The 19,176-nt window shown below is 43.3% G+C and carries 16 protein-coding genes, 2 pseudogenes and 1 riboswitch; of the genes and pseudogenes, 5 read left to right on the top strand and 13 right to left on the bottom strand.

Annotated elements, in window-relative coordinates; all coding sequences use genetic code 11:
- Nucleotides 1-257 precede the first annotated feature (257 nt).
- Entirely contained in the window at nucleotides 258-713 is a 456-nt protein-coding gene (locus ACWYVB_RS23405; RefSeq protein WP_031780357.1) for an RNA-binding protein, read from the top strand.
- On the opposite strand, the gene murI is transcribed toward ACWYVB_RS23405, so the two are convergent.
- The 3 genes from murI to btuB are packed head-to-tail and all read right to left on the bottom strand — an operon-like array spanning nucleotide 676 to nucleotide 4,098.
- Entirely contained in the window at nucleotides 676-1,479 is an 804-nt protein-coding gene (gene murI, locus ACWYVB_RS23400) for a glutamate racemase (protein ID WP_457530364.1), read from the bottom strand. The two genes, ACWYVB_RS23405 and murI, sit on opposite strands and share 38 nt — an antisense overlap.
- 40 nt (nucleotides 1,480-1,519) lie before the next feature.
- A complete protein-coding gene (locus ACWYVB_RS23395) occupies nucleotides 1,520-2,203 on the bottom strand; it encodes an adenine nucleotide alpha hydrolase (protein WP_243326842.1) in 684 nt (227 codons plus the stop codon).
- Between the two features lie 59 nt (nucleotides 2,204-2,262).
- Nucleotides 2,263-4,098, bottom strand: a complete 1,836-nt coding sequence (btuB, locus tag ACWYVB_RS23390; RefSeq protein WP_457530362.1) for a TonB-dependent vitamin B12 receptor — start codon at nucleotides 4,096-4,098, stop codon at nucleotides 2,263-2,265.
- Nucleotides 4,099-4,154: 56 nt separating this feature from the next.
- A riboswitch (cobalamin riboswitch) is annotated at nucleotides 4,155-4,352 on the bottom strand.
- Between the two features lie 186 nt (nucleotides 4,353-4,538).
- Between btuB and trmA the strand changes: the two genes are divergently transcribed.
- Nucleotides 4,539-5,648, top strand: coding sequence for a tRNA (uridine(54)-C5)-methyltransferase TrmA (gene trmA, locus ACWYVB_RS23385; protein WP_316685382.1), 1,110 nt, complete (start codon nucleotides 4,539-4,541; stop codon nucleotides 5,646-5,648).
- A 166-nt stretch (nucleotides 5,649-5,814) separates the two neighbouring features.
- On the opposite strand, the gene ACWYVB_RS23380 is transcribed toward trmA, so the two are convergent.
- The gene (locus ACWYVB_RS23380) at nucleotides 5,815-6,750 is read right to left on the bottom strand and encodes a hypothetical protein (RefSeq protein ID WP_258683955.1); all 936 of its coding nucleotides are present in this window, start codon (nucleotides 6,748-6,750) and stop codon (nucleotides 5,815-5,817) included.
- Between the two features lie 412 nt (nucleotides 6,751-7,162).
- Here ACWYVB_RS23380 and ACWYVB_RS23375 point away from each other — a divergent pair, with 412 nt between their 5' ends.
- Nucleotides 7,163-7,807, top strand: coding sequence for an inovirus Gp2 family protein (locus ACWYVB_RS23375; RefSeq protein ID WP_025575941.1), 645 nt, complete (start codon nucleotides 7,163-7,165; stop codon nucleotides 7,805-7,807).
- A 40-nt stretch (nucleotides 7,808-7,847) separates the two neighbouring features.
- Here the strand turns inward: ACWYVB_RS23375 and ACWYVB_RS23370 are convergent, their stop codons facing one another.
- Entirely contained in the window at nucleotides 7,848-8,294 is a 447-nt protein-coding gene (locus tag ACWYVB_RS23370; protein WP_140301866.1) for a hypothetical protein, read from the bottom strand.
- A gap of 109 nt (nucleotides 8,295-8,403) precedes the next feature.
- Nucleotides 8,404-9,393 carry a GTPase family protein gene (locus tag ACWYVB_RS23365; protein WP_258683954.1) on the bottom strand — a complete coding sequence of 330 codons (990 nt, stop codon included), beginning with the start codon at nucleotides 9,391-9,393 and terminating at the stop codon, nucleotides 8,404-8,406.
- Between the two features lie 77 nt (nucleotides 9,394-9,470).
- Here ACWYVB_RS23365 and ACWYVB_RS23360 point away from each other — a divergent pair, with 77 nt between their 5' ends.
- On the top strand, nucleotides 9,471-9,680 hold the full coding sequence (locus ACWYVB_RS23360; protein ID WP_104969920.1) for a helix-turn-helix transcriptional regulator: 210 nt from the start codon (nucleotides 9,471-9,473) through the stop codon (nucleotides 9,678-9,680).
- 58 nt (nucleotides 9,681-9,738) lie between these two features.
- Here ACWYVB_RS23360 and ACWYVB_RS23355 read toward each other — a convergent pair whose 3' ends face one another.
- From ACWYVB_RS23355 to ACWYVB_RS23325, 7 genes and pseudogenes are all read right to left on the bottom strand, one after another.
- The gene (locus ACWYVB_RS23355; protein WP_258683953.1) at nucleotides 9,739-10,164 is read right to left on the bottom strand and encodes a DUF2787 domain-containing protein; all 426 of its coding nucleotides are present in this window, start codon (nucleotides 10,162-10,164) and stop codon (nucleotides 9,739-9,741) included.
- A gap of 41 nt (nucleotides 10,165-10,205) precedes the next feature.
- A complete protein-coding gene (locus tag ACWYVB_RS23350; RefSeq protein ID WP_258683952.1) occupies nucleotides 10,206-10,652 on the bottom strand; it encodes a DUF2787 domain-containing protein in 447 nt (148 codons plus the stop codon).
- Nucleotides 10,649-11,116 (bottom strand): RadC family protein, encoded by a 468-nt coding sequence (gene radC, locus ACWYVB_RS23345; protein ID WP_046874363.1) that lies wholly within the window; start codon nucleotides 11,114-11,116, stop codon nucleotides 10,649-10,651. The genes ACWYVB_RS23350 and radC overlap by 4 nt, the downstream gene beginning before the upstream one ends.
- A 254-nt stretch (nucleotides 11,117-11,370) precedes the next feature.
- Nucleotides 11,371-14,598: a type I restriction endonuclease subunit R gene (locus ACWYVB_RS23340; RefSeq protein ID WP_258683951.1), complete on the bottom strand. Its 3,228-nt coding sequence runs from the start codon at nucleotides 14,596-14,598 to the stop codon at nucleotides 11,371-11,373.
- A complete protein-coding gene (locus ACWYVB_RS23335; protein WP_258683950.1) occupies nucleotides 14,595-15,794 on the bottom strand; it encodes an SIR2 family protein in 1,200 nt (399 codons plus the stop codon). Before ACWYVB_RS23335 ends, ACWYVB_RS23340 begins: the two co-directional genes overlap by 4 nt.
- Nucleotides 15,787-17,073: a restriction endonuclease subunit S gene (locus ACWYVB_RS23330; RefSeq protein WP_258683949.1), complete on the bottom strand. Its 1,287-nt coding sequence runs from the start codon at nucleotides 17,071-17,073 to the stop codon at nucleotides 15,787-15,789. Before ACWYVB_RS23330 ends, ACWYVB_RS23335 begins: the two co-directional genes overlap by 8 nt.
- Nucleotides 17,063-18,766 (bottom strand): annotated as a pseudogene (locus ACWYVB_RS23325) (class I SAM-dependent DNA methyltransferase). Before ACWYVB_RS23325 ends, ACWYVB_RS23330 begins: the two are co-directional and overlap by 11 nt.
- Before the next feature lie 222 nt (nucleotides 18,767-18,988).
- Between ACWYVB_RS23325 and ACWYVB_RS23320 the strand changes: the two are divergent.
- Nucleotides 18,989-19,176: pseudogene (locus ACWYVB_RS23320) on the top strand (hypothetical protein); the annotation flags it as partial.

Below are 19,176 nucleotides of genomic sequence, written 5' to 3'. Positions count from 1 at the left end.
GCTGTGTGACTTTCGTCTCACTCCGTGTCGGTGGATGCGCAGTATAGGGAGTTGAGAAATTAGTACAAGCGTTTTTTGCAAAAAAACTTTCAACAGGTCATTAGTTAGCCAAAAGCGTGATATTTGCATATTTCTTCGTCACATTTGAGACATATCACAGCAATTGGTTGGAAAAACACCAACCATATACGTAAGATTCATGTGTCTATTCTGTTAATGGACAATCGATCTCTTTATCACTATGTGTAGTAATTAAAATGACGTCTAAAAAAAATCTGATTTTATGTGCTGGGCTGGCCGTCGTTGGGGGAATCGTCTTCTCTCAAGTCACCATCCCACCAGCCTTGAGTTTTCTCATTGGTGTTATCGCTACTGCTTTTTTATTTTCATTTTCTAGCCAGACACCTTCTATTCAATCAACAGACTCGGATCCATCAACTAAAACTCTGTATGTCGGCAACCTTCCTTATAAGGCCAATGAGAGTCACGTTCGCGATTTGTTTGCTGAATATGGACAGGTCTATGCAGTACGCTTAATGAAAGATAAGCGCACTGGAAAAAGAAGAGGGTTTGGTTTTGTCGTGATGGCTGCGGCAGATGCCAAGCCAGCTATCGCTAAACTGAATGAAAAGGAATATATGGAGAGAACGCTAAAAGTGAGAATTGCGAACGATCCTAAACACCCGGATGGTGGTAAACCAGAACAGGATTAAAACCTAGCTTCTTTAAACAAATGTTCAGTGCATCTTCCTGCCAAGGAGTTGCACTGGCATAAATCGACTTACTTCCCTCTTCCGTATCCTCAATTTCATCACTTAATAGTAATGCTTTTACTCGACGTGCAATGGCTGCACCCGAATCAATTAAAGTAACGTCCCCACCCAAAGCTTGATGAATTTCCTCTTTGATTAAAGGGAAGTGAGTACAACCGAGCACCGCAACGTCTACTTTATCGCGAAGCGGAAGCAGGATTTTTGTCAGTTCGTCTAGAGAAACGCTGTTGCCTCGCAACTTCTCTTCGGCCATATCCACCAAGCGAGTTGATCCCAACAGCTCAACTGGTTTGCCTTGCGCAAAGTCTCGTATTAACTCGTGAGTATATTGGCGTGTTACTGTCGCCGGAGTGGCGATCAGCCCTACCCCTTTTGATGCCAAAAGCGATGCGGGTTTAATCGCAGGGACAACACCAACAACGGGAATCGATAGATTTTCACGTAAGGAAGGAAGCACTATGGTGCTTGCCGTATTACAAGCAATGACAACAATGTCGACTTGGTGTTCTTCGACTAATGAAGAGACCAGTTGGTTAACTCGTGAAATGAGTACCGCCTGATCGAGTTCACCATAAGGGTAAGCCTGATTATCGAATAAGTATAAGTAGTCAAGATGCGGCAATAGGCGATGTATCTCTTGGTATACAGAAAGACCACCAACACCGGAGTCAAAAACTAGGACTTTTTTCTTACTTGCTACTCGCACGAGCCTTACCTAAAGAACAGAAACGTTGCGATCATACTGCTTAGATTTGTTTTGGCAATGCTTTAGCATGGTATCTTTGATGGCTGAATCTATCTCCAGATTCTACATCTCGCTTCGTCAACTCGATATGTCCTTGAAAAGATGGCGAAGACGTAACCAATGTGTGAAATTCACCATTTTCCCCACAGGGATCAATTTGACTTGGTAATGACTCTATTAGGGCTTTGTCATACCAGCGACCACACCATTCTGGAGAGAGAACTCTTCCGTCGATGGTGATTAACATCGTTTGAATACCACGCTCTATGATTTCCATCGCTAGTTTTTCGCTGCTCTCCCCTAATAGAGGAAAGACGCATTCCCAGCCAACAGGTTCAATATAGCTGCGTCGGTAATCGGCAATGCCATTGCAAAACATATCACCAAATGCGACAGCTTCTATGTTCAGACCACTACTTTGTAATGCATTAACGATGGTTGATTGATAAATGTCGTTACTCGGAAAGACTTCAGGTAGCTCGATAGTAATGAGCGGAAGCGCAAGTAAGTCTGCTTGCATTTGTACGACTTCAAGCGGAGTTGCTTGGAAAGGGACTTCTTTTCCTACGTAAGTCGTGTACAAACCGACAACTTGATAATTTGGATTCTCGTTAAGGCGCTCAAGCGTTAATGTCGAATCTTTACCACTGGACCAACTGATCACCACTCGCTTGGGTTTCTTCATTCGATTTTCCACCACAAAATATTAAAAACCGCCCGAAGGCGGTTTGTGCTCATTCACGATTAGAATTCGTAGCCAACGTTGAGATAGTACGCTCGCTCTGCGGCAGGGTAACCTTTTGCCATCTCATACTCTTCATCAAATAGATTATCGATACGAGCGCTAATAGAGGTCGACTCATTCGGATAGTAAGTCACAGCCGTATCAACCAACGAGTAAGAAGAAAGCGTGATATCTTGTGAAGGCCAAGTGCTGTAATCCACATCTGGACGCTTACCGACGTACTGATAGCTTACCGACCAGTCCACTTTATCGAAGCTCACTAAAGCGTTCCACTTATACATTTCTTTAGCGCGGCGCTGCAACTGATGCCCTTTATCGTCTTCAGCATCTTTGTAATCCGCACTCAACTGGTGCTGCACAATCCCTGTATCAAACTCAGCAACAAGCTCCACACCTTGGATATGTGTTTCACCATCGACATTCAAATATTTATATGTGGTTGGATGGTAATCGATAAGATTCGTGATTTTATAGTCATAACCCGTTACGGACCAAAAAACGCCTTGGACATCACCGCTGAATGCTAGCTCCCAAGCATCTGACTCTTCCGGCTTAAGATCTTTCTCACCGTACGTTGGGTCATACTGTTGATATAGGTTTGGAGCCTTAAACGCAGTACCAAAAGAAGCTTTAACCCCAAACTCTGGCACAAATTGGTAACCAGCCGCTAAACTGTAAGTGAACTCACTACCGTATTCTTCGTTATCATCAAGGCGAGCACTGCCCTCAAGCATTGCTTTATCAATACTAGTGGTTGCCATACCAAACAGAGCGCCATTGGTACGATCAAACGTTTTATTCGCACTCTTGTCTTTATAAGACTCATTACGCCAATCAATACCACCAGCCAACGTCGTATTGTTGTTTAGCAAGTAACTGTTGGTCCACTGGACATTCTGCTGCTCAAGTTCATCTTCAGTACCTGAGTGTTTGCCTTTTGCTTGCTCATAGTTCCAAGACTTCTGTTTCTGTGCCGTTACTTGTAGTTCTGACATCACATTATCAGACTGATACTTACCGCCCAGAGTGGCAGAAAGGTCGTCTTTTTCTGCTTCGTAATAACCGCGACTGCCGTAGCTGCTGTCATATTGATAAACATTTTCGTAAGCACGTAGGTTACCAAATACAGACCACTGGTCATTGAAGTGATGCACGTAACCTAGCAGACCATTCTTTGTATCAAAGCCATGGCGATCGCCGTCATTAACTCCCGGTACAGGACGAACGTTATAACCATCATCACTTTCACTACCAAGCGCGATATTCAGCTGGCCGCTCTCTGTGACTTTAATGCCAGATGCCACACTCAATTCTTGGTAATCTAAACTACCTAAACCTGCGCTTAACTTCGTTCCTTCTTCGTCAGCACGCGCAATGGTGATGATATTGATCACGCCACCAATCGCTTCTGAACCATAAAGTGACGCACGCGCACCACGCACGTACTCAATCCGTTGAACGTAAGTAAGTGGGATTTGGTTAAAGTCCACAGCGCCCTTCGCTGCTCGTGCAAAACGTACGCCATCAACCAGTACTAAAACTTGGTCGGAACTGGTTCCACGAACAAATAAAGACGCTAACTGACCACGGCCACCATTTTGTGAAACTTGAATCCCCGTAAGACGACGCAATACATCTGGTAGGGTTTTCGCTTGAATGCGATCGATGTCTTGTCGAGTAACCACTTCGACATCTGCCAACGTACGGCTTTCGGCTTGCTCAAAACGGTTTGCAGTAACAACGATGGTTTCGTCAGTAGAGGTTTCTTGGGCCTGTAGATAAGAGACAGGTGAAAGCAGCGATGCCAAAGTGATCGCCAGTGCGGATTTTCTCATTGTATTGTCCTAAATCGCGTAATTCCTTCCGAGCCCTGTCATCATGACAGTCCAGTGCTATGGCTCAGTTGTTGGCAGGTATTCGGACTCAAGAGCACGGGTGTACCGCCTACTTGCTCGACTTCCCACATAAACTAATGCAGTGTCTGATGAGCGTTCGTTCTCTTTTACCGCTGCGCGTCAGTTCTGGATTCACACCAGATTCCCATTTCAGCCATCTAGATTGCTAGATAGCACCAACTTGAGGCAAATATTATTCAGCTATTGATTATTTGTCCAGCCAATATTGCCCTTACAAGTTGTAACGTTTTGATTGATTTTGCTTTCTACTCTGTCTGTACGCACTATCTTTAAATCAATTCCAGTACAAAACTGGACATCCTATTGAGATTGAATAAAATCTGCGCTCTTAAATTGAATGCACCATAAAAGGTAAGATCATGGCTACTCTTGATGTAAACCCACAACGCTACCAAGAACAACTGGCTGAAAAAGTCGAACGTCTCACGGATATGTTCGCGCCATACAACATGCCAGAACTGGAAGTGTTTGAATCACCAGAGCAGCACTACCGCATGCGTGCTGAGTTCCGTGTTTGGCATGAAGGCGAAGATCTTTACTACATCATGTTCAACCAAGAAACTCGTGAGAAATACCGTGTTGACCAATTTCCTGCAGCAAGCCGTCTGATCAACGACCTGATGCCGCTATTGGTTGAAGCGATGAAAGACAACGACTCGCTACGTCGTAAACTGTTCCAGGTGGATTTCCTATCGACGCTAAGTGGTGAGATTCTGGTTTCACTCCTTTACCATCGCCAACTTGATGAAGAGTGGATTGAAAACGCGAAAGCCCTTAAACAGCGCTTAAATGATGAAGGCTTCAACCTAAACATCATTGGTCGTGCTCGTAAGATGAAGATTGTCCTAGACCGCGACTACGTGATCGAGAAGCTCGATGTAAATGGTCAAAGCTACATCTACCAACAAGTAGAGAACAGCTTCACTCAGCCGAACGGCAAAGTCGCAGAGAAGATGCTGGAATGGGCGGTCGACTGTACCCAAGAAAGCACTGGCGACCTACTAGAGCTTTACTGTGGTAACGGTAACTTCTCGCTGGCGCTGGCACAGAATTTCGACCGCGTCCTGGCAACTGAGCTAGCTAAACCATCGGTTGTATCTGCACAGTACAACATCGCTGCCAATAAGATTGATAACGTACAAATCTTACGTCTATCAGCAGAGGAATTTACTCAAGCGATCGAAGGTAAGCGTGAATTCCGTCGTCTACAAGATGCAGGTGTGGATCTGAAGAGCTACAACTGCAACACGATTTTTGTCGATCCACCACGTGCTGGGATGGATGCCGATACTTGTAAAATGGTGCAAGGTTACGAGCGCATCATGTACATCTCTTGTAACCCTGAGACTCTAAAAGAGAACTTGGACATTCTATGCGAAACACACAACGTGACGCGTTTTGCTCTGTTTGACCAATTCCCTTATACCCACCATATGGAAGCAGGCGTACTGCTAGAGCGCATTAAATAAGGGGTTAAACGGCTTTTAACTGTAGCAAAAATCGCTCTGGGTACGGCTTGGGGTACGGGAGCATCTAAAATGCTCGATTGCTATGATTGGATTTAATGTCAACGCCACCAGCTTTGCTCGTGGCGTTTTTTTTTCAGTCATCACTAAATCAAAAATCAGCGAGAGCTCATTTTTTAGTTTGCTTGGTGTACTCCTGATCTATGAGATGCTCAATAAGTCTATTTTTCTTCATATTGAGTTCTCTAGATAGGTGTTCGATTTTCTGTTGAAAAGACTCCCTCATCTCAAAACTATAGGCCTTAATATTCTTACGCTTGTTTTTCTCTCTATGCTTATACTGATTCCATGACAGATTCATCTTGTGAATATACTCACTCTTGCTCATATTTTTCTCATCATAAAGTAGAGAAGCCTTAAAAAAGCTACTGCTACTCCATAGATAAAGGGATATGGCTAAGGATAAGTTAGTCGTATTGTTTGAAGAAGGTATCTCAAATGGTAGAAAAGCCCCATCACTTTCTAGCTTATTTTTTGTCCATTCAGCTCTATCTTCATTCTCTTCTTTTGTTAGCTTGAAGAAAGGAGAACGCTTAAAGTCCAGATATTTGTTTTTTATCTCGTTCATGGCCTCTTGTTGCTTTAACGCATCTTGGATACCAGTTTCTTTAAATAAGTAATGCAAGAATATAGTTGTATGCATTTTCCACTTTGAAGTATGAGGTGAAAACTTTGGTACATATCCAACAACCATATCATTAGCACTTGTTGAAAAAACCACATCAAAATCTGAGATATCCTTCGCTTCAGTATCTTGCTTATTATTACACCTAACCACTAGAAGCATGTAATACCATATAAAGTAGGAAGATACGTAGTCACGAGTATCAATCCAGTCATACTCACTGAGCGCAATATTTCTAATTACAAAGTTATCTTTCAGTCTTTGAAGGCGACCTTCCGAATCTTTCTTCACTGCATCTTTGGCAATCATGATTCGAGCATCAATATCATCCTGATTACTATCTATCGTGATCTCAAAACTAATATCAAAAAGAAACCTAGGGTCATGTTCTACGTTGAATGTCTGTATTAAATTTGCCATATCATTACTTGGTAATTTTTATGTAATCTTAAAGTATTTTTTATGTTTATTTATAGTATTCTTTAAATAAACAATTTGAAACCCAAATCAAGCTCACATAAGGGAGTTGATGTGAGTTTTATGGTTTTCCAGTGGAGTAATGTTGAAGATGTCCTTGCTATGTTACAACGTAAGCTGAATTCATACCCAAAAGTACGTCATGGCAGTTTTCAAATTTCTAGAAAGCCGAAGTTTTTATCAGAGTAACTCTTGCAAGTTTTGAAACTACAGGACGCCTTGCTGAACAAAGATACGTGGCTGGAGGAAGGGAGTGAAAAACTGTCGGTAATAATAGTATTTATATGAATCTTATCTAATTAATTACAACAACCTATCTACCTATTGAGAACACTAACCAATAGGAATGATAGAAATGAACAATTATCTTGAACATGCAGAAATACTCACCATCGATGATATGGACTTACCGGTATACTCCAAGAAAGGACCTCTAATACCTTCCTGCCTTTTAGCTATTAAAAACACTTTTGATAGGGCTCTAGAGCAATACTCTCGAACGTTGCTACTTCGTATCGATTTAAGATACCCCAAAAGTTTTTCAAGCGAGAAAGTATCAAGTAAGCAAATCACAAAATTTCAAGAGTCCTTCAAAGCGATGATGTGTGCTTACCTAAAACGTAAGACGCACAACCGCCACTCTAAGCCACGATTTATTTGGTGCAAAGAGGCCGTCACTTCAGAGAACCCTCACTATCACGTTGCCGTATTGCTAAATGGTGATGTTTTTCAAGGAATGGGACCTTACGATGATGTTACGGGAGAATACGTTTCTGGAATGATTGCTAAGGCTTGGGCAAGTGCGACAGGTCTTTCGGTTGAACAGGCAAATCGTGCAATTTATTTCGCTAAGAGCAGCACGTGTGAAATCAATAAGAGGTGCGATAAAGAGCTCTATGAGAATCAATACAATCAAGCCTTTTACCGTGTTAGTTACTTTGCTAAAAAAGAAAGCAAGCTATCTGGGAACGGAAGAAGCTTCGGTTACAGTCGCTATTGAGTTTACAAAAAAAGAAAGGCCCCTGTGGCCTTTCAGTTGTTTAATCCGCATTTAAGCGGTAACTCCCTTCACTAGAGTGAATGTCAATTTGTAGGACTCTACAGGGCGTTGTAGTGACATAACCAGTAGACTCTCCGTACTTCAAATCCACTTCGGGATAAGGAAGCCATTTCACACCACTAGACTTGTTGTTACTGGAGGGCTTTTTGTAATCAGGGTTGCTCATGTTTTTGAGTAACTCTTCAGATTGGCTGTACTTATTCTTGTTGACGGTAATCTTTGGTGTTTCTGGTCTAGCGACTTCACAGTTACCTCGGTTAACTTCGATCCCGAAGACAGTCGAGTAGTCAAAGAGGGACGTTACATATATTTTCGTCTTTGGTCCCCATCGGGTGTTGATGTCTTTGTATTCGACTTTGTAGCCCTCAGCAGACGCAGTAAAGGTCATAAGCAGTGTTAGTGCTGCGGTAATTACAATAGGTTTCATGAGAGATATCCTTTATCTATTATTCAATGAGTTGATATTAAAAGGTGGTTGCGACAACTTATGTCGAAGAGAGGTTGGCTTTGAGAGATGTAACCGTAGCGGCACTTATCTACCAGCTAAAGAGATAGCGTAAACTGCCTAAGCATGCCCCTAGTGCACCGCCTATAATTTTGCCCAGGTGCTTACCTGTCGTGCCAAACACACTTCCTATCTCTTCACCGCATTGCGCACCTTGAGTCGTCGTGTCGAAGATTGCCTCCCACAAACTAAGACTGGTTTTTTTGTTGTAATCACTGGCATCGTTGTCTTTCCAATTCTCATGTCGAGGGGAAAGCGTGCGATTCGCCAGTAAGAGCCGTTTATTTTTTGGTAAACGTTCAACAATCAAATACAGCAACTTGGAAAGGTTATAGGGCCGTTGCTTGGCCAATCCATCACAGTACCCCGCAACGTAGTAGACGGGTTTTAGATAAACCCCTGTTGCACGCAATACGCGTCGATGAACCGAGCGCACCATGGTTTCAAGATAAGTTTTAGACACGGGTGTCGGTGTATTGCTTTCGTAGTCCCAGGCTTGATTTCCTTTTAACGCATTATCGGCTTGATTAATGGCGATGATTAAACGGTGCTGTGCGTCTTCGCCTAATGCAGGAATAAGCACATCGTTAATCAAGGTGATAGGTGTACCTAAATCGCGTGAGCTACCATCAAGAATCACAAGTACCAAGTCAATCACGAAACGGTTCTGCTCATCTCTCGCTCTCAGCGTATTTTTCAATAAGCTGGCATGGCGCTTGTCTTCTTCGATACCATCCCCCAGACCAGGACTATCCCAAAGAATAAGATTGTTCAGACGATATTGCGTAACACCCTGAGTGTGCGGCTCACAACTGATTCCCACCTCTGCAACGCTCATGTCAAAGAGAGCGTTAATCGTTGAGCTTTTTCCTGCTCCGGTGGCTCCTGTAATGAGAATGTTGAGCTCGGTGGCTCTCATTTGTTTGAGGTTACCGAGTAGCTTGGTGCGAGTACGCTCATTGAGTGATGCTTGGCGTATCTCGCTTTCAAGCGTATTGAAGAGATCATGCTGTTCGGACATAAGCGCTCCTTAGTTAGCGTCCGGAAAAATTACAACTAGCTACCTCCTTATGACGAACAAATCATGAGGACAGAAAAATGAGACTAATTCGACTAAAAGAAGTGCTGGATAATACAGGTTTGAGCCGTGCGTACATGTACAAGCTCATGGCTGAGGGTAAGTTCCCTAAATCGGTATCACTGGGCTTTCGCAGCGTGGCTTGGGTAGAAAGCGAGGTCCAAGACTGGATATTAGAAAGAGTGACAGAGCGAGATGAACAGTTGGGATTACCACAACCAGAAGTTTGATTGATTCTTTGGTGGAGATATAAAGCAGCAGGTTAAAGCTTAGCTAGATTGATAAAAGTTAATAAGAAATCTGAATGTCGTCGTAACACTCCCATTCGACGTACTGAAGAAAGTTTTGCTCCCACATTTGATACAGCTCATCGATGCCTGGAGAGCGAATGCTTTGCCATCCCGTGGCGACGGTAAAAGCGACTTGATTGCCAAAATCAATGCATCGCTCTAACTCCGGATAATAGCTCCCCATATACGCAAAGTCGGTAATGTAGAGAATATCAACCGTTTTACCATTTACAATGTTGAGGCCAATCTCAACCGGATGATATCCCCCTTCCTCCGCGCTATAGCTTTTGTCTCGGAAATGGATAGAGAGGGCATGACTGGTGGACTGTGTTGACTCCATCGAGGCATGACAATGTTGGTTTAATAACGTCAGAAGTTTATTAGAAACGGGCAGTACTGACGGCGTAAAATTCAGTATAGACATGGCTAGATCTCCTAAAAGTGGCCGAGGTTAAAACGTGATCATTAATGGTGTTCATCGAAGGTTTGAATCATCGATAACTGAATGTAATCAAAGAGGGACTGAGTAAGGTGTCGAGAGAGCACGTTCAGCCATGTATCTAACAGCGCTTTCACTTGCGGGTGTGCGAGACTTGCAGCACCGCTATCTGGTTGATAACACCAAAGATTGAAGAGATGAAAGTAGAGTTCAAGCTCCATCTCACTCGGTTTATTTTCCGAATAAGAAAAACTCGCTAAACAGACGACCTGCCAATCTTCACTGGCCGATGTTCGACGAAATTGAATTTCAATAGGATGCAGCCCCTGCCCCGTCTGGTAATAGCGTTTTTGTCGACAGTTCAGGACAATACGTTGAGCTTGTTGAGGAATCGAATAACGTTGGATTATCAAAAGCAATGCTTGATGAAAGCTATCCTGCAATTCCAGTTCACCCGATATTTTCTGGATCATAGTAGCCCCCTTTCTGCAAAAGAGATGGCGCTATCACCAACCACGATATGATCAAGAACTCGAATGTCCACCAGCGCTAAAGCCTCTTTGAGCCTTTGCGTAATTTGTTTATCGGCTTGGGAAGGTGTGGCATCACCAGAAGGGTGATTGTGAGCAAAGATGAGTGCGGCGGCATTGATTTTTAAAGCCGCTTTGAGGACTTCTCGGGGATAAACACTTGCCGAATCAATTGTGCCAAAGAAGAGCTCTTCAAAAGCAATAAGGCGATGCTGATTATCTAGAAACATCACCGCAAACACCTCTCTTTCATGGTGTTTTAATTTGCAAGATAAATAGGTTTTTGTTGCTTCGGGATTGCAATATTGTTCGCCTCGGAGAGCCCGTGTGGCAAGGATTTCAGCGGCCGCGTCGAGCACCTTATCTGCTGTAACAGGACCATCAAAATAGTAGTTATTTTCGCGCATAAAAAGCTCCTAAAAATGAAACCGTTGAGGTATGCACGAAGATAATATCTATCTGAAATAAATTTACTTATTACTACGAGGAATGAGATGGTCAGTTTGAGATAAAAGTGCGGCAACCTATTATCTCGTATCGTTGCTGATTAAGAGAGAAATATGATCAACGATTTCTTTTTGAAAGGGTTTTCATTTATACATCATGGAAGTTATGCCTAGATATGACAAAGCAAGGCTCTCAGGCCTTGCCTTTCATTTAATCATGCCGCATACCACCCGTCAGCCAGCACTTCTGCTTGATCCAGAACCAGCTTAATCGCCTCTTCAGCCGCATCAGGTGGATATTTCCAGCGGCGCAGTAAACGACGTACAAGGTTGCGCATCCGTGCACGCACGCTTTCTCGTTTTTGCCAATCTACCGTAGCGGACTTACGCAGTTGGTGAGTGAGTTCAATGGCGAGTTGACGAAGGTTGTCATCGCCGAGGGTTCGCACAGAAGCTTCGTTGGTGACCAATGCACGGTAAAACGCAATTTCATCAGTGGAAAGCCCCAGCTTTTCCATCATCTCAGCGTCAGCTTGCATCTCTTTAGCCCACTGTATCAGCTCTTCAATCACCTGCGCGGTTTCAATGTTGCGATTATGGTATTTCTGCAAAGTCAACATAATCCGGTCGGAGTATTTTTTCTCCTGCACCACATCGTTTTTCATTCTTGCTTTCACTTCGTCGCGCAGCAGTTTTTCTAGCAGCTCAACAGCTAAATTCTTCTCTTTCATATTGGCAACATCTTCCAAGAACTCAGGAGAGAGCAAGCCAATATTCGGTTTATCTAAACCAACCGTTTTAAAGATATCATCCACACCATCGGCAACAACCGCGTTATTCAGGATCTGGCGCAAAGCTGAATTACGGAGTTCATCGCTGCGTTTGGTATCAACCGTAGAATGTTTTAAGAATGCGGTCTTAATAGCTCCGTAAAAGGCTATTTCGTTCTTATAACCATCAACTTCATCCAAAGTATTACACAGAGAAAAGGCTTTCATAAGCGCTGCCATGACATCAAGAAAACGGCGTTTGCCATCACGAACTTCTTCGCCTTTGCTGTTGCGGTGTGAGAGACCAGAGATATGGTTCACGGCTCCCGGAAGCAGTTGCAGTGGTTTGGTTTCAAAATCCGGACGATAGTTGAAGACGTCACCATCAACAGGCGTGGCAAACATACCGCGAATTACGTCGATTTTTTCCATAAAGACTGCGACAGCTTCAGCGGTATCAACGGTTGGCTTTCCCTTACCTTGGCTATTGGTATAGGTCTTCAGTGCGTTTTTAAGTTCATTGGCAATACCAATATAGTCAACAACTAAACCTCCGGGCTTATCCTTAAACACGCGGTTCACTCGCGCTATCGCCTGCATAAGGTTATGACCTTTCATTGGTTTATCGATATACATGGTATGACAGCAAGGCGCATCAAAACCTGTTAGCCACATGTCACGGACAATGACTAATTGCAATTCGTCATCGGTATCTTTGTAACGTTTCTCGAACAACTTCTTGGTTTTCTTATCATGGATATGAGGCTGCATTTTTGCTTTATCAGCGGCGCTGCCTGTCATGACGATTTTGATCGCGCCTTTGTTTGGGTCATCGCTATGCCATTCGGGTTTGATAGCCACGATGGCATCGTATAAATCCACACAAATCTCGCGACTCATGGCAACAATCATCGCCTTGCCCGGAAAAGTTTCACAGCGAATGGTAAAGTGCTCAACCAGATCTTGGGCAACCTGCTGGATTCTTGGCTCTGCACCAACGAGTTTTTCGAGAGCTGACCACTGGGATTTTATTTTCTCACGACTTTCCGTTTCTTCGTCTTCGCCAATTTCCTCTTCGACCTGATCGTTAAGCGCTTCAATTTCATCTTGATTAATATCGAGCTTGGCTAAGCGAGATTCGTAGTAAATTGGCACTGTCGCGCCATCATCGACCGCGTCTTGAATATCGTAGATAGAAACATAATCACCAAAGACACCGCGAGTGTCTTTATCGTCCATCGATATCGGTGTACCTGTAAAACCAATAAAAGCGGCATTCGGCAGCGCGTCACGCATATATTTGGAGTAACCATAAACATAACGCTGATCAATTACATTGCCATCTTCGTCTTTAACATCTACTAAGCGAGCTTTATTGCCATACTGGCTACGGTGTGCCTCATCGGAAACCACCACGATATTCGAGCGCTCAGAAAGGACAGGATGTGCCATTTCTTCATCGAGCAGCGCAAACTTTTGTACGGTTGTGAAGATGATGCCACCGGATTGACGATTGAGCAGTAAATCGCGTAATGAATCACGATCTTCTGCCTGCTGAGGAATCTGTTTTAGCGTTTCTTGCGCCATCGTAAAGGTGTTAAATAGCTGGCCATCTAGGTCATTACGGTCAGTCACCACTACTAAGGTTGGGTTATTCATTTCTGGTTGTTGCAGCAATTTACTTGCGTAACAGACCATCGAAATGCTTTTCCCGCTACCTTGGGTATGCCAAACCACGCCCGCTTTTTTGCTTCCGGGCACCACGGTATTGGCGTAATTTGCCCGTGGCTCAGTAATTTGGTCAGACGTTGTGGCAGCCGTGACGGTTGCCTTAACAGCAGCTCGGACGGCATGGAATTGGTGATAACCTGCGATTTTTTTGATGATCTTGTCGCTATCATTTTCGAACAATACGAAGTAGCGAATGTAATCGAGCAGTAATTCTGGCTTAAAGAAGCCACGCACCATGGTTTCTAATTCGAATTTGAGTAACGGTTTATCGTCTTCACTCTCTATCGTCTTCCATGGCAAGAAGCGCTCTTTGTTCGCGGTAAGCGAACCGACTCGCGCCGTCCAACCATCAGAAATGACCAACGCCTCATTGAACACAAAGAGATCAGCGATTTCTTCTTTATAAGTTTGAATTTGATTGTAAGCATTCCAAATGTCGGCGTGATCATCGGCTGGGTTTTTCAGCTCGATGACCGCCATTGGCAGCCCATTGATAAAGACAATTACATCTGGTCTACGATTGACTTTAGTGCCCGTGATGGTGAACTGATTAACCACTAAGAATTCGTTATTCTCGCGGTTGTCAAAATCAATTAATCGAACATGAGTATGCTTGGTCACCCATTGTTCGTCCTCTATCACCGAGTATTCAACGGGCACACCCTCGATCAAGTATTGGTGAAAGAGTTTGTTGTTTTTAATCAGTACAGGCGTTTGCGGCGTGGCAACGGTTTTCGCTACTTCGATTAAGGTGTCACTGGGCACATTTGGGTTTAAGGTTTCCAAGGCAGAGACTAAACGCGCCTGTAGAGTGACTTGCTGATAGTTTTCACGCTCAGGTGTGTTGCCATCCGGTGCGATGTCATAGCCATTTTGGTATTGGTAGCCTTGATCAACAAACCAATTTATACATTGTGCTTCTAATTGCCCTTCAGTGATCACTTGACACCCCCCAAGCTATATCTTTTACAAGCCACATCCGTTGCCAGTAGCAATAGCTTCTCAAGCATCGAATGATCTCCATCTTTTGCTCTGTACCATATGGGCTTTATACTCATACTAAGCAATCTTCCCATTTTTTCAGCTTTGTCTTCTGGTTCAGGTTCTGGAAGAAATGCAAAATGATTCGGAATTTCAAAGTGCCCCTCATCTTTCACAGATTTGAACAACTCTAGCGTTCTATCTTGTTCCAATGAACACCCTAAAAACAATAGAGAATGACTCACATATATTTGACGTAGTGACCTAGGCAATTGCTTTGTAAAATCTATGCTGCCAGAGCCATATGCTTCTAAATACTGTGATTCAGTAAAAACATATGATTGGGGTTGTTCAGCATCTCCATGCAATTTCATTAAACAATGTTCACCTTTCAATAGCTGGCCTACAAAACCATTCTGCTCCTGTTTACCATACATATAACCTTGAAGAGGCTTTCCTTTTAATAGTTCGAACCGTTTTTCAATCAATCTATCAAAATTTGTGGTAATAATGCATGAGCTTGATATCTGCGGTAATAGATCAATGATAGGAGGAAATATAGGTCTATCATCCTCATGATCAGGCTTTAATCTAAACTCAGTTTGAACAAAGTTAAGAAAAACATGTTCGTTATGTCTGAATAAGTGCTCTGCTAGCAATAAGTAATCATAGCTTTCAAGTAAATGCTTAGTCTCTTCAACAACATCTGTCCCCATTGTTCTAGCAAGCGTACTTAGCGCATGCCCCCAACTAGGGTACCCCGCAGGTTGTGATGCACCTGCGCCAACGAAAGGAGCGACTCTCTGTTTTCGAATAGCATCGACAAGATCCAAGAACAAAGAATACTGATGTGTTTCTTTTAGAAAATCGACAGCATCACTATGCTTTTCTTGCAATTTGACACCGTTCCACTTCGCCAATTCATCAAAATAGGTATCTCGTTCAACCCAATATAGTATGTCACTAACATCGTAACTAAACTCAGTCTCAACATCGGTTAAACTCTTCACCCGCACTTTCGGCCCCTGTTCAGATATAACAATAGAAGCGCTATTGTTGATTTCATCATTGAAATCAGTATTTTCCTCTAACTTACTTTGTAGGTATTGTTCAACACGCTCAATGATGTGATAGCTGTCATGGAATGGCTTATTCACCTTTAACCTCCTGCGGTTTTAACTCGATTTCGCCGGAAAGCAATTTAGGAAGCAGCGTGTCACGTAGCTTTGCTAGCTCTATATTTTGGCGTACATTCACCTCAATTTTTTGAAGAATAGGAGCCACTAACGCATCAAATTTATTCGCAAGCTCTGTTCCACTAAATGCCATAGAGTATGTGTCAAATGTCTTTGTGGTGATCGTGTCAAAGACAGCCCCGTGAGTGTTCCGTTGAAGGGTACTTACCGCTTCTTTCAGGTTGAAGTAGTTGTAGTAATCCCCAACCTCTATACCTCGAATTCCGTAACACGATTGATTCATGCACATATCAGTACCAACAAGAGCTAATTTACCTACCGTGCCGCGAGCTGTGATAATTGTCGTGCCTTTCGGAAGCAACTTCGTCGATGACTTGTTTAGACCAAGCTCCGTAATCTTCTCATCAGTATCAACAACAAATACATTGCTTCCTGATGGAACATCTTTAACTGAGAACCAAGGAATATCCCCATTCCAATATGTCTCTTCTGAACGCTTAGGCGTACCGCCACCAGTTAACTTAATCAACTCAGATAGTGAACTTACTTTCCAACCTTCAGGGATCAAACCAAGTTCAGACTCAACTAGTTTTTCAGGGAATAAAGAGGCAGTAGCAGCATCCATCCCTTCGGGTTGCTCGCCGTTCATTTTGGCTTTCACTGGATCGAAATCGACAAACCACGACTTGAAGATAGCTTGCGCCATTTGTTCTAGGGTTTGGTTGGTTTGTGTATTTAGCGCCATTTTTGAAGCAATATCAGACAGTGATTTCGCAACCATATCTTCATTGTCAATTCGAGGAATATTCAATGCTTTTAATACAGGAATTCGAACATTACTAACTGTAGAGCCTGTTCCTTCATTCCAAGCTATCTGCTGCTGAACGTAAGGAGATTGCAAAGCCCAAAATAGGTATTTTCCATTTACATCAGATTTTGGACGTAACAGCACCTGCCTTTGTCCTAAGCAACACTTTACGCCTTCCGGTATCATGCATACTTCCCCCATCGGGGCTTCACGTGTAAATACAATATCGCCAGCTTTTGGAGCTGCTCGTTTTATTCGTTTTAGATAATCTTCTTCGTTAGTAAAACTAGGGGCGGAAAGGTCTAAAACACCATTTTTTATATTCTGATTTCGTAAAACAATTATCCCTTCATTAGTCCATTTCGGTGTCGAATGAGGACAGTCAACTACAAGCTCACACAATGACTCTAGAGTCGCGGTTTCAAAGCTCATAACCTAACCCCGCTAGGTTCTTCTTGATCTCAGCTTCTAGCGTTGCTGACTCAGCAAACTGCTCGCTCAACTTGGCGGTTAGCGTTGCCATCTTCTCACCAAATGGAACACCATCATCTGATTCTTCTTCTGCGCCAACGTAACGCCCCGGAGTGAGCACAAAATCGTGTTTCTTAATCTCTTCCAACGTTGCGGATTTGCAGAAGCCAGCTTGGTCTTCATAAGCGATGCCATTTACTTCAGCACCCGTTTTCCATGCATGGTAAAGGTCGGCAACTTTCTGAATATCATCGCGAGTGAAATCACGTAGTACACGGTCTTTCATATAGCCAAGGTTACGAGCATCAATAAACAATACCTCGCCTTTACGATCACGTAGCTTACGACCTGATTTATCGGTACGTGCTTTTTTGTTTTTGGTTAAGAACCAGATACAAGCAGGGATCTGCGTGTTGGTGAAAAGTTGTCCCGGAAGCGCCACCATACACTCGACCAAATCGTTCTCGACCAAGGCCGCACGAATTTCGCCTTCGTTGTTGGTGGTTGAACTCATCGAACCATTAGCAAGTAACAAGGCTTGAGAACCATCTGGTGCAAGGTGGTAAAGCATATGCTGCATCCAAGCAAAGTTGGCGTTCCCTGATGGTGGTGTGCCGTATACCCAACGTGGATCGTTATCATCGACACCTGTGTTCCACTCTTTCATGTTGAAAGGCGGGTTCGCCATGATGAAATCAGCACGTAAGTCAGGGTGTTGGTCATTGGTATAGGTACTAGCTGGCTCCTTACCAAAATCATAATCCAAGCCACGGATTGCCATATTCATCGCAGCAAGCTGCCATGTGGTGTAGTTGTATTCCTGACCGTAAATCGAGATTCTTTGTTTTTGCGTGAGCGGGTCAATCTCTTTTTGGTTAGCTCGGCGCTCAATAAATTTCTCTGATTGCACAAAGAAGCCACCACTACCCATTGCAGGGTCATAGACTCGACCTTCAAACGGTTCAATCATCTCAACAATCAGCGAAACGATTGATGCAGGCGTATAGAACTGGCCGCCTTTTTTACCTTCAGCAAGCGCAAATTGGCCTAAGAAGTATTCGTAAATATGGCCAAGAATATCTTTGCTGTTAAGCGACTTATGATTAAATGGAATGGTCGCGATTAGGTTGATCAGCTCATTAAGTTTTGCCTGATCAATTTTTAGAGCGGCGTAGTGCTTGTTGAGTACGCCTTTTAGCTTCTGGTTGTCGCGCTCAATACCTTCCAAGGCGTTATCAATCAGATGCCCAACAGAAGTGATCTTCTTCGTCTTACCATCAATCACTAAGTCCGCACCACCAATGACCATCGGGCCATTATCTTGCAGGAACTTCCAACGAGATTCAGTAGGCAACCAAAACACGTTTTTCTCTTTGTAGTAATCGCGCTGTTCCAGCTCAATCGCGATTTCTTGCTCAAGCTCTTCAGCCGAGTAACCTTCAGGGTCGAGGAAATACTCGTGGTCAGGGTTGGCAAAGTCTTATTTTAGCTCTTCTTGGCGCAGCATGAAGGCATCAGACACGTATTTAACGAAAATTAAGCCAAGTACCGCATGTTTGTATTGTGAGGCATCAAGTGATGCACGGAGTTTGTCTGCGGCTGTCCAGAGCTTGCTTTCCAGCTCTTTGAGGAATAGTTGTTCTTGTTCGTTCATTACGGGTTTCTTGAGTTCGAAAAATTAGCCTTATGATATCAGTAACTCAGTAGATGTCTTTGAGTTCTGCCTTACTTGACAATATTCTTTATAAACTAATATGCATATTTTTGTCATTAAGCAGAAACGACTTAAGTTTCCGTCAGAATCGTCAGACTTCTTATTGATGGGAGTATATATTAACGCAACTAAATGCATTTTAAGATGGATGATATATCTGCTATGACTAATCAGAATATTTCAAAAGAAGAACTTCAAGAACTAGAATACGAAAGACTAGAGCTACTGAACGACTTTAAAGAGCAGTTGGCAGTGTTCTGTGATTACCTAAAGGTTGACTTAGACCAGCAAGCAACCTTGAAATCACTAGACACCGCAACAGCACTCACGCTTTCCTCTCCACGTTATAT

The organism is Vibrio sp. JZG10 (assembly GCF_054064075.1).
The sequence above is the reverse complement of the archived record's forward strand: the minus strand, read 5'-3'. Positions and strand labels throughout refer to the sequence as shown.

Coding starts and splice junctions, on each gene's coding strand:
- radC (WP_046874363.1), bottom strand. CDS start 11,116: ATGCGCGAAAATAACTACTATTTTGATGGTCCTGTTACAGCAGATAAG.
- ACWYVB_RS23380 (WP_258683955.1), bottom strand. CDS start 6,750: ATGGCAAATTTAATACAGACATTCAACGTAGAACATGACCCTAGGTTT.
- btuB (WP_457530362.1), bottom strand. CDS start 4,098: ATGAGAAAATCCGCACTGGCGATCACTTTGGCATCGCTGCTTTCACCT.
- ACWYVB_RS23405 (WP_031780357.1), top strand. CDS start 258: ATGACGTCTAAAAAAAATCTGATTTTATGTGCTGGGCTGGCCGTCGTT.
- trmA (WP_316685382.1), top strand. CDS start 4,539: ATGGCTACTCTTGATGTAAACCCACAACGCTACCAAGAACAACTGGCT.
- ACWYVB_RS23350 (WP_258683952.1), bottom strand. CDS start 10,652: ATGATCCAGAAAATATCGGGTGAACTGGAATTGCAGGATAGCTTTCAT.
- ACWYVB_RS23360 (WP_104969920.1), top strand. CDS start 9,471: ATGAGACTAATTCGACTAAAAGAAGTGCTGGATAATACAGGTTTGAGC.
- ACWYVB_RS23375 (WP_025575941.1), top strand. CDS start 7,163: ATGAACAATTATCTTGAACATGCAGAAATACTCACCATCGATGATATG.
- ACWYVB_RS23365 (WP_258683954.1), bottom strand. CDS start 9,393: ATGTCCGAACAGCATGATCTCTTCAATACGCTTGAAAGCGAGATACGC.
- ACWYVB_RS23355 (WP_258683953.1), bottom strand. CDS start 10,164: ATGTCTATACTGAATTTTACGCCGTCAGTACTGCCCGTTTCTAATAAA.
- ACWYVB_RS23370 (WP_140301866.1), bottom strand. CDS start 8,294: ATGAAACCTATTGTAATTACCGCAGCACTAACACTGCTTATGACCTTT.
- ACWYVB_RS23395 (WP_243326842.1), bottom strand. CDS start 2,203: ATGAAGAAACCCAAGCGAGTGGTGATCAGTTGGTCCAGTGGTAAAGAT.
- ACWYVB_RS23330 (WP_258683949.1), bottom strand. CDS start 17,073: ATGAGCTTTGAAACCGCGACTCTAGAGTCATTGTGTGAGCTTGTAGTT.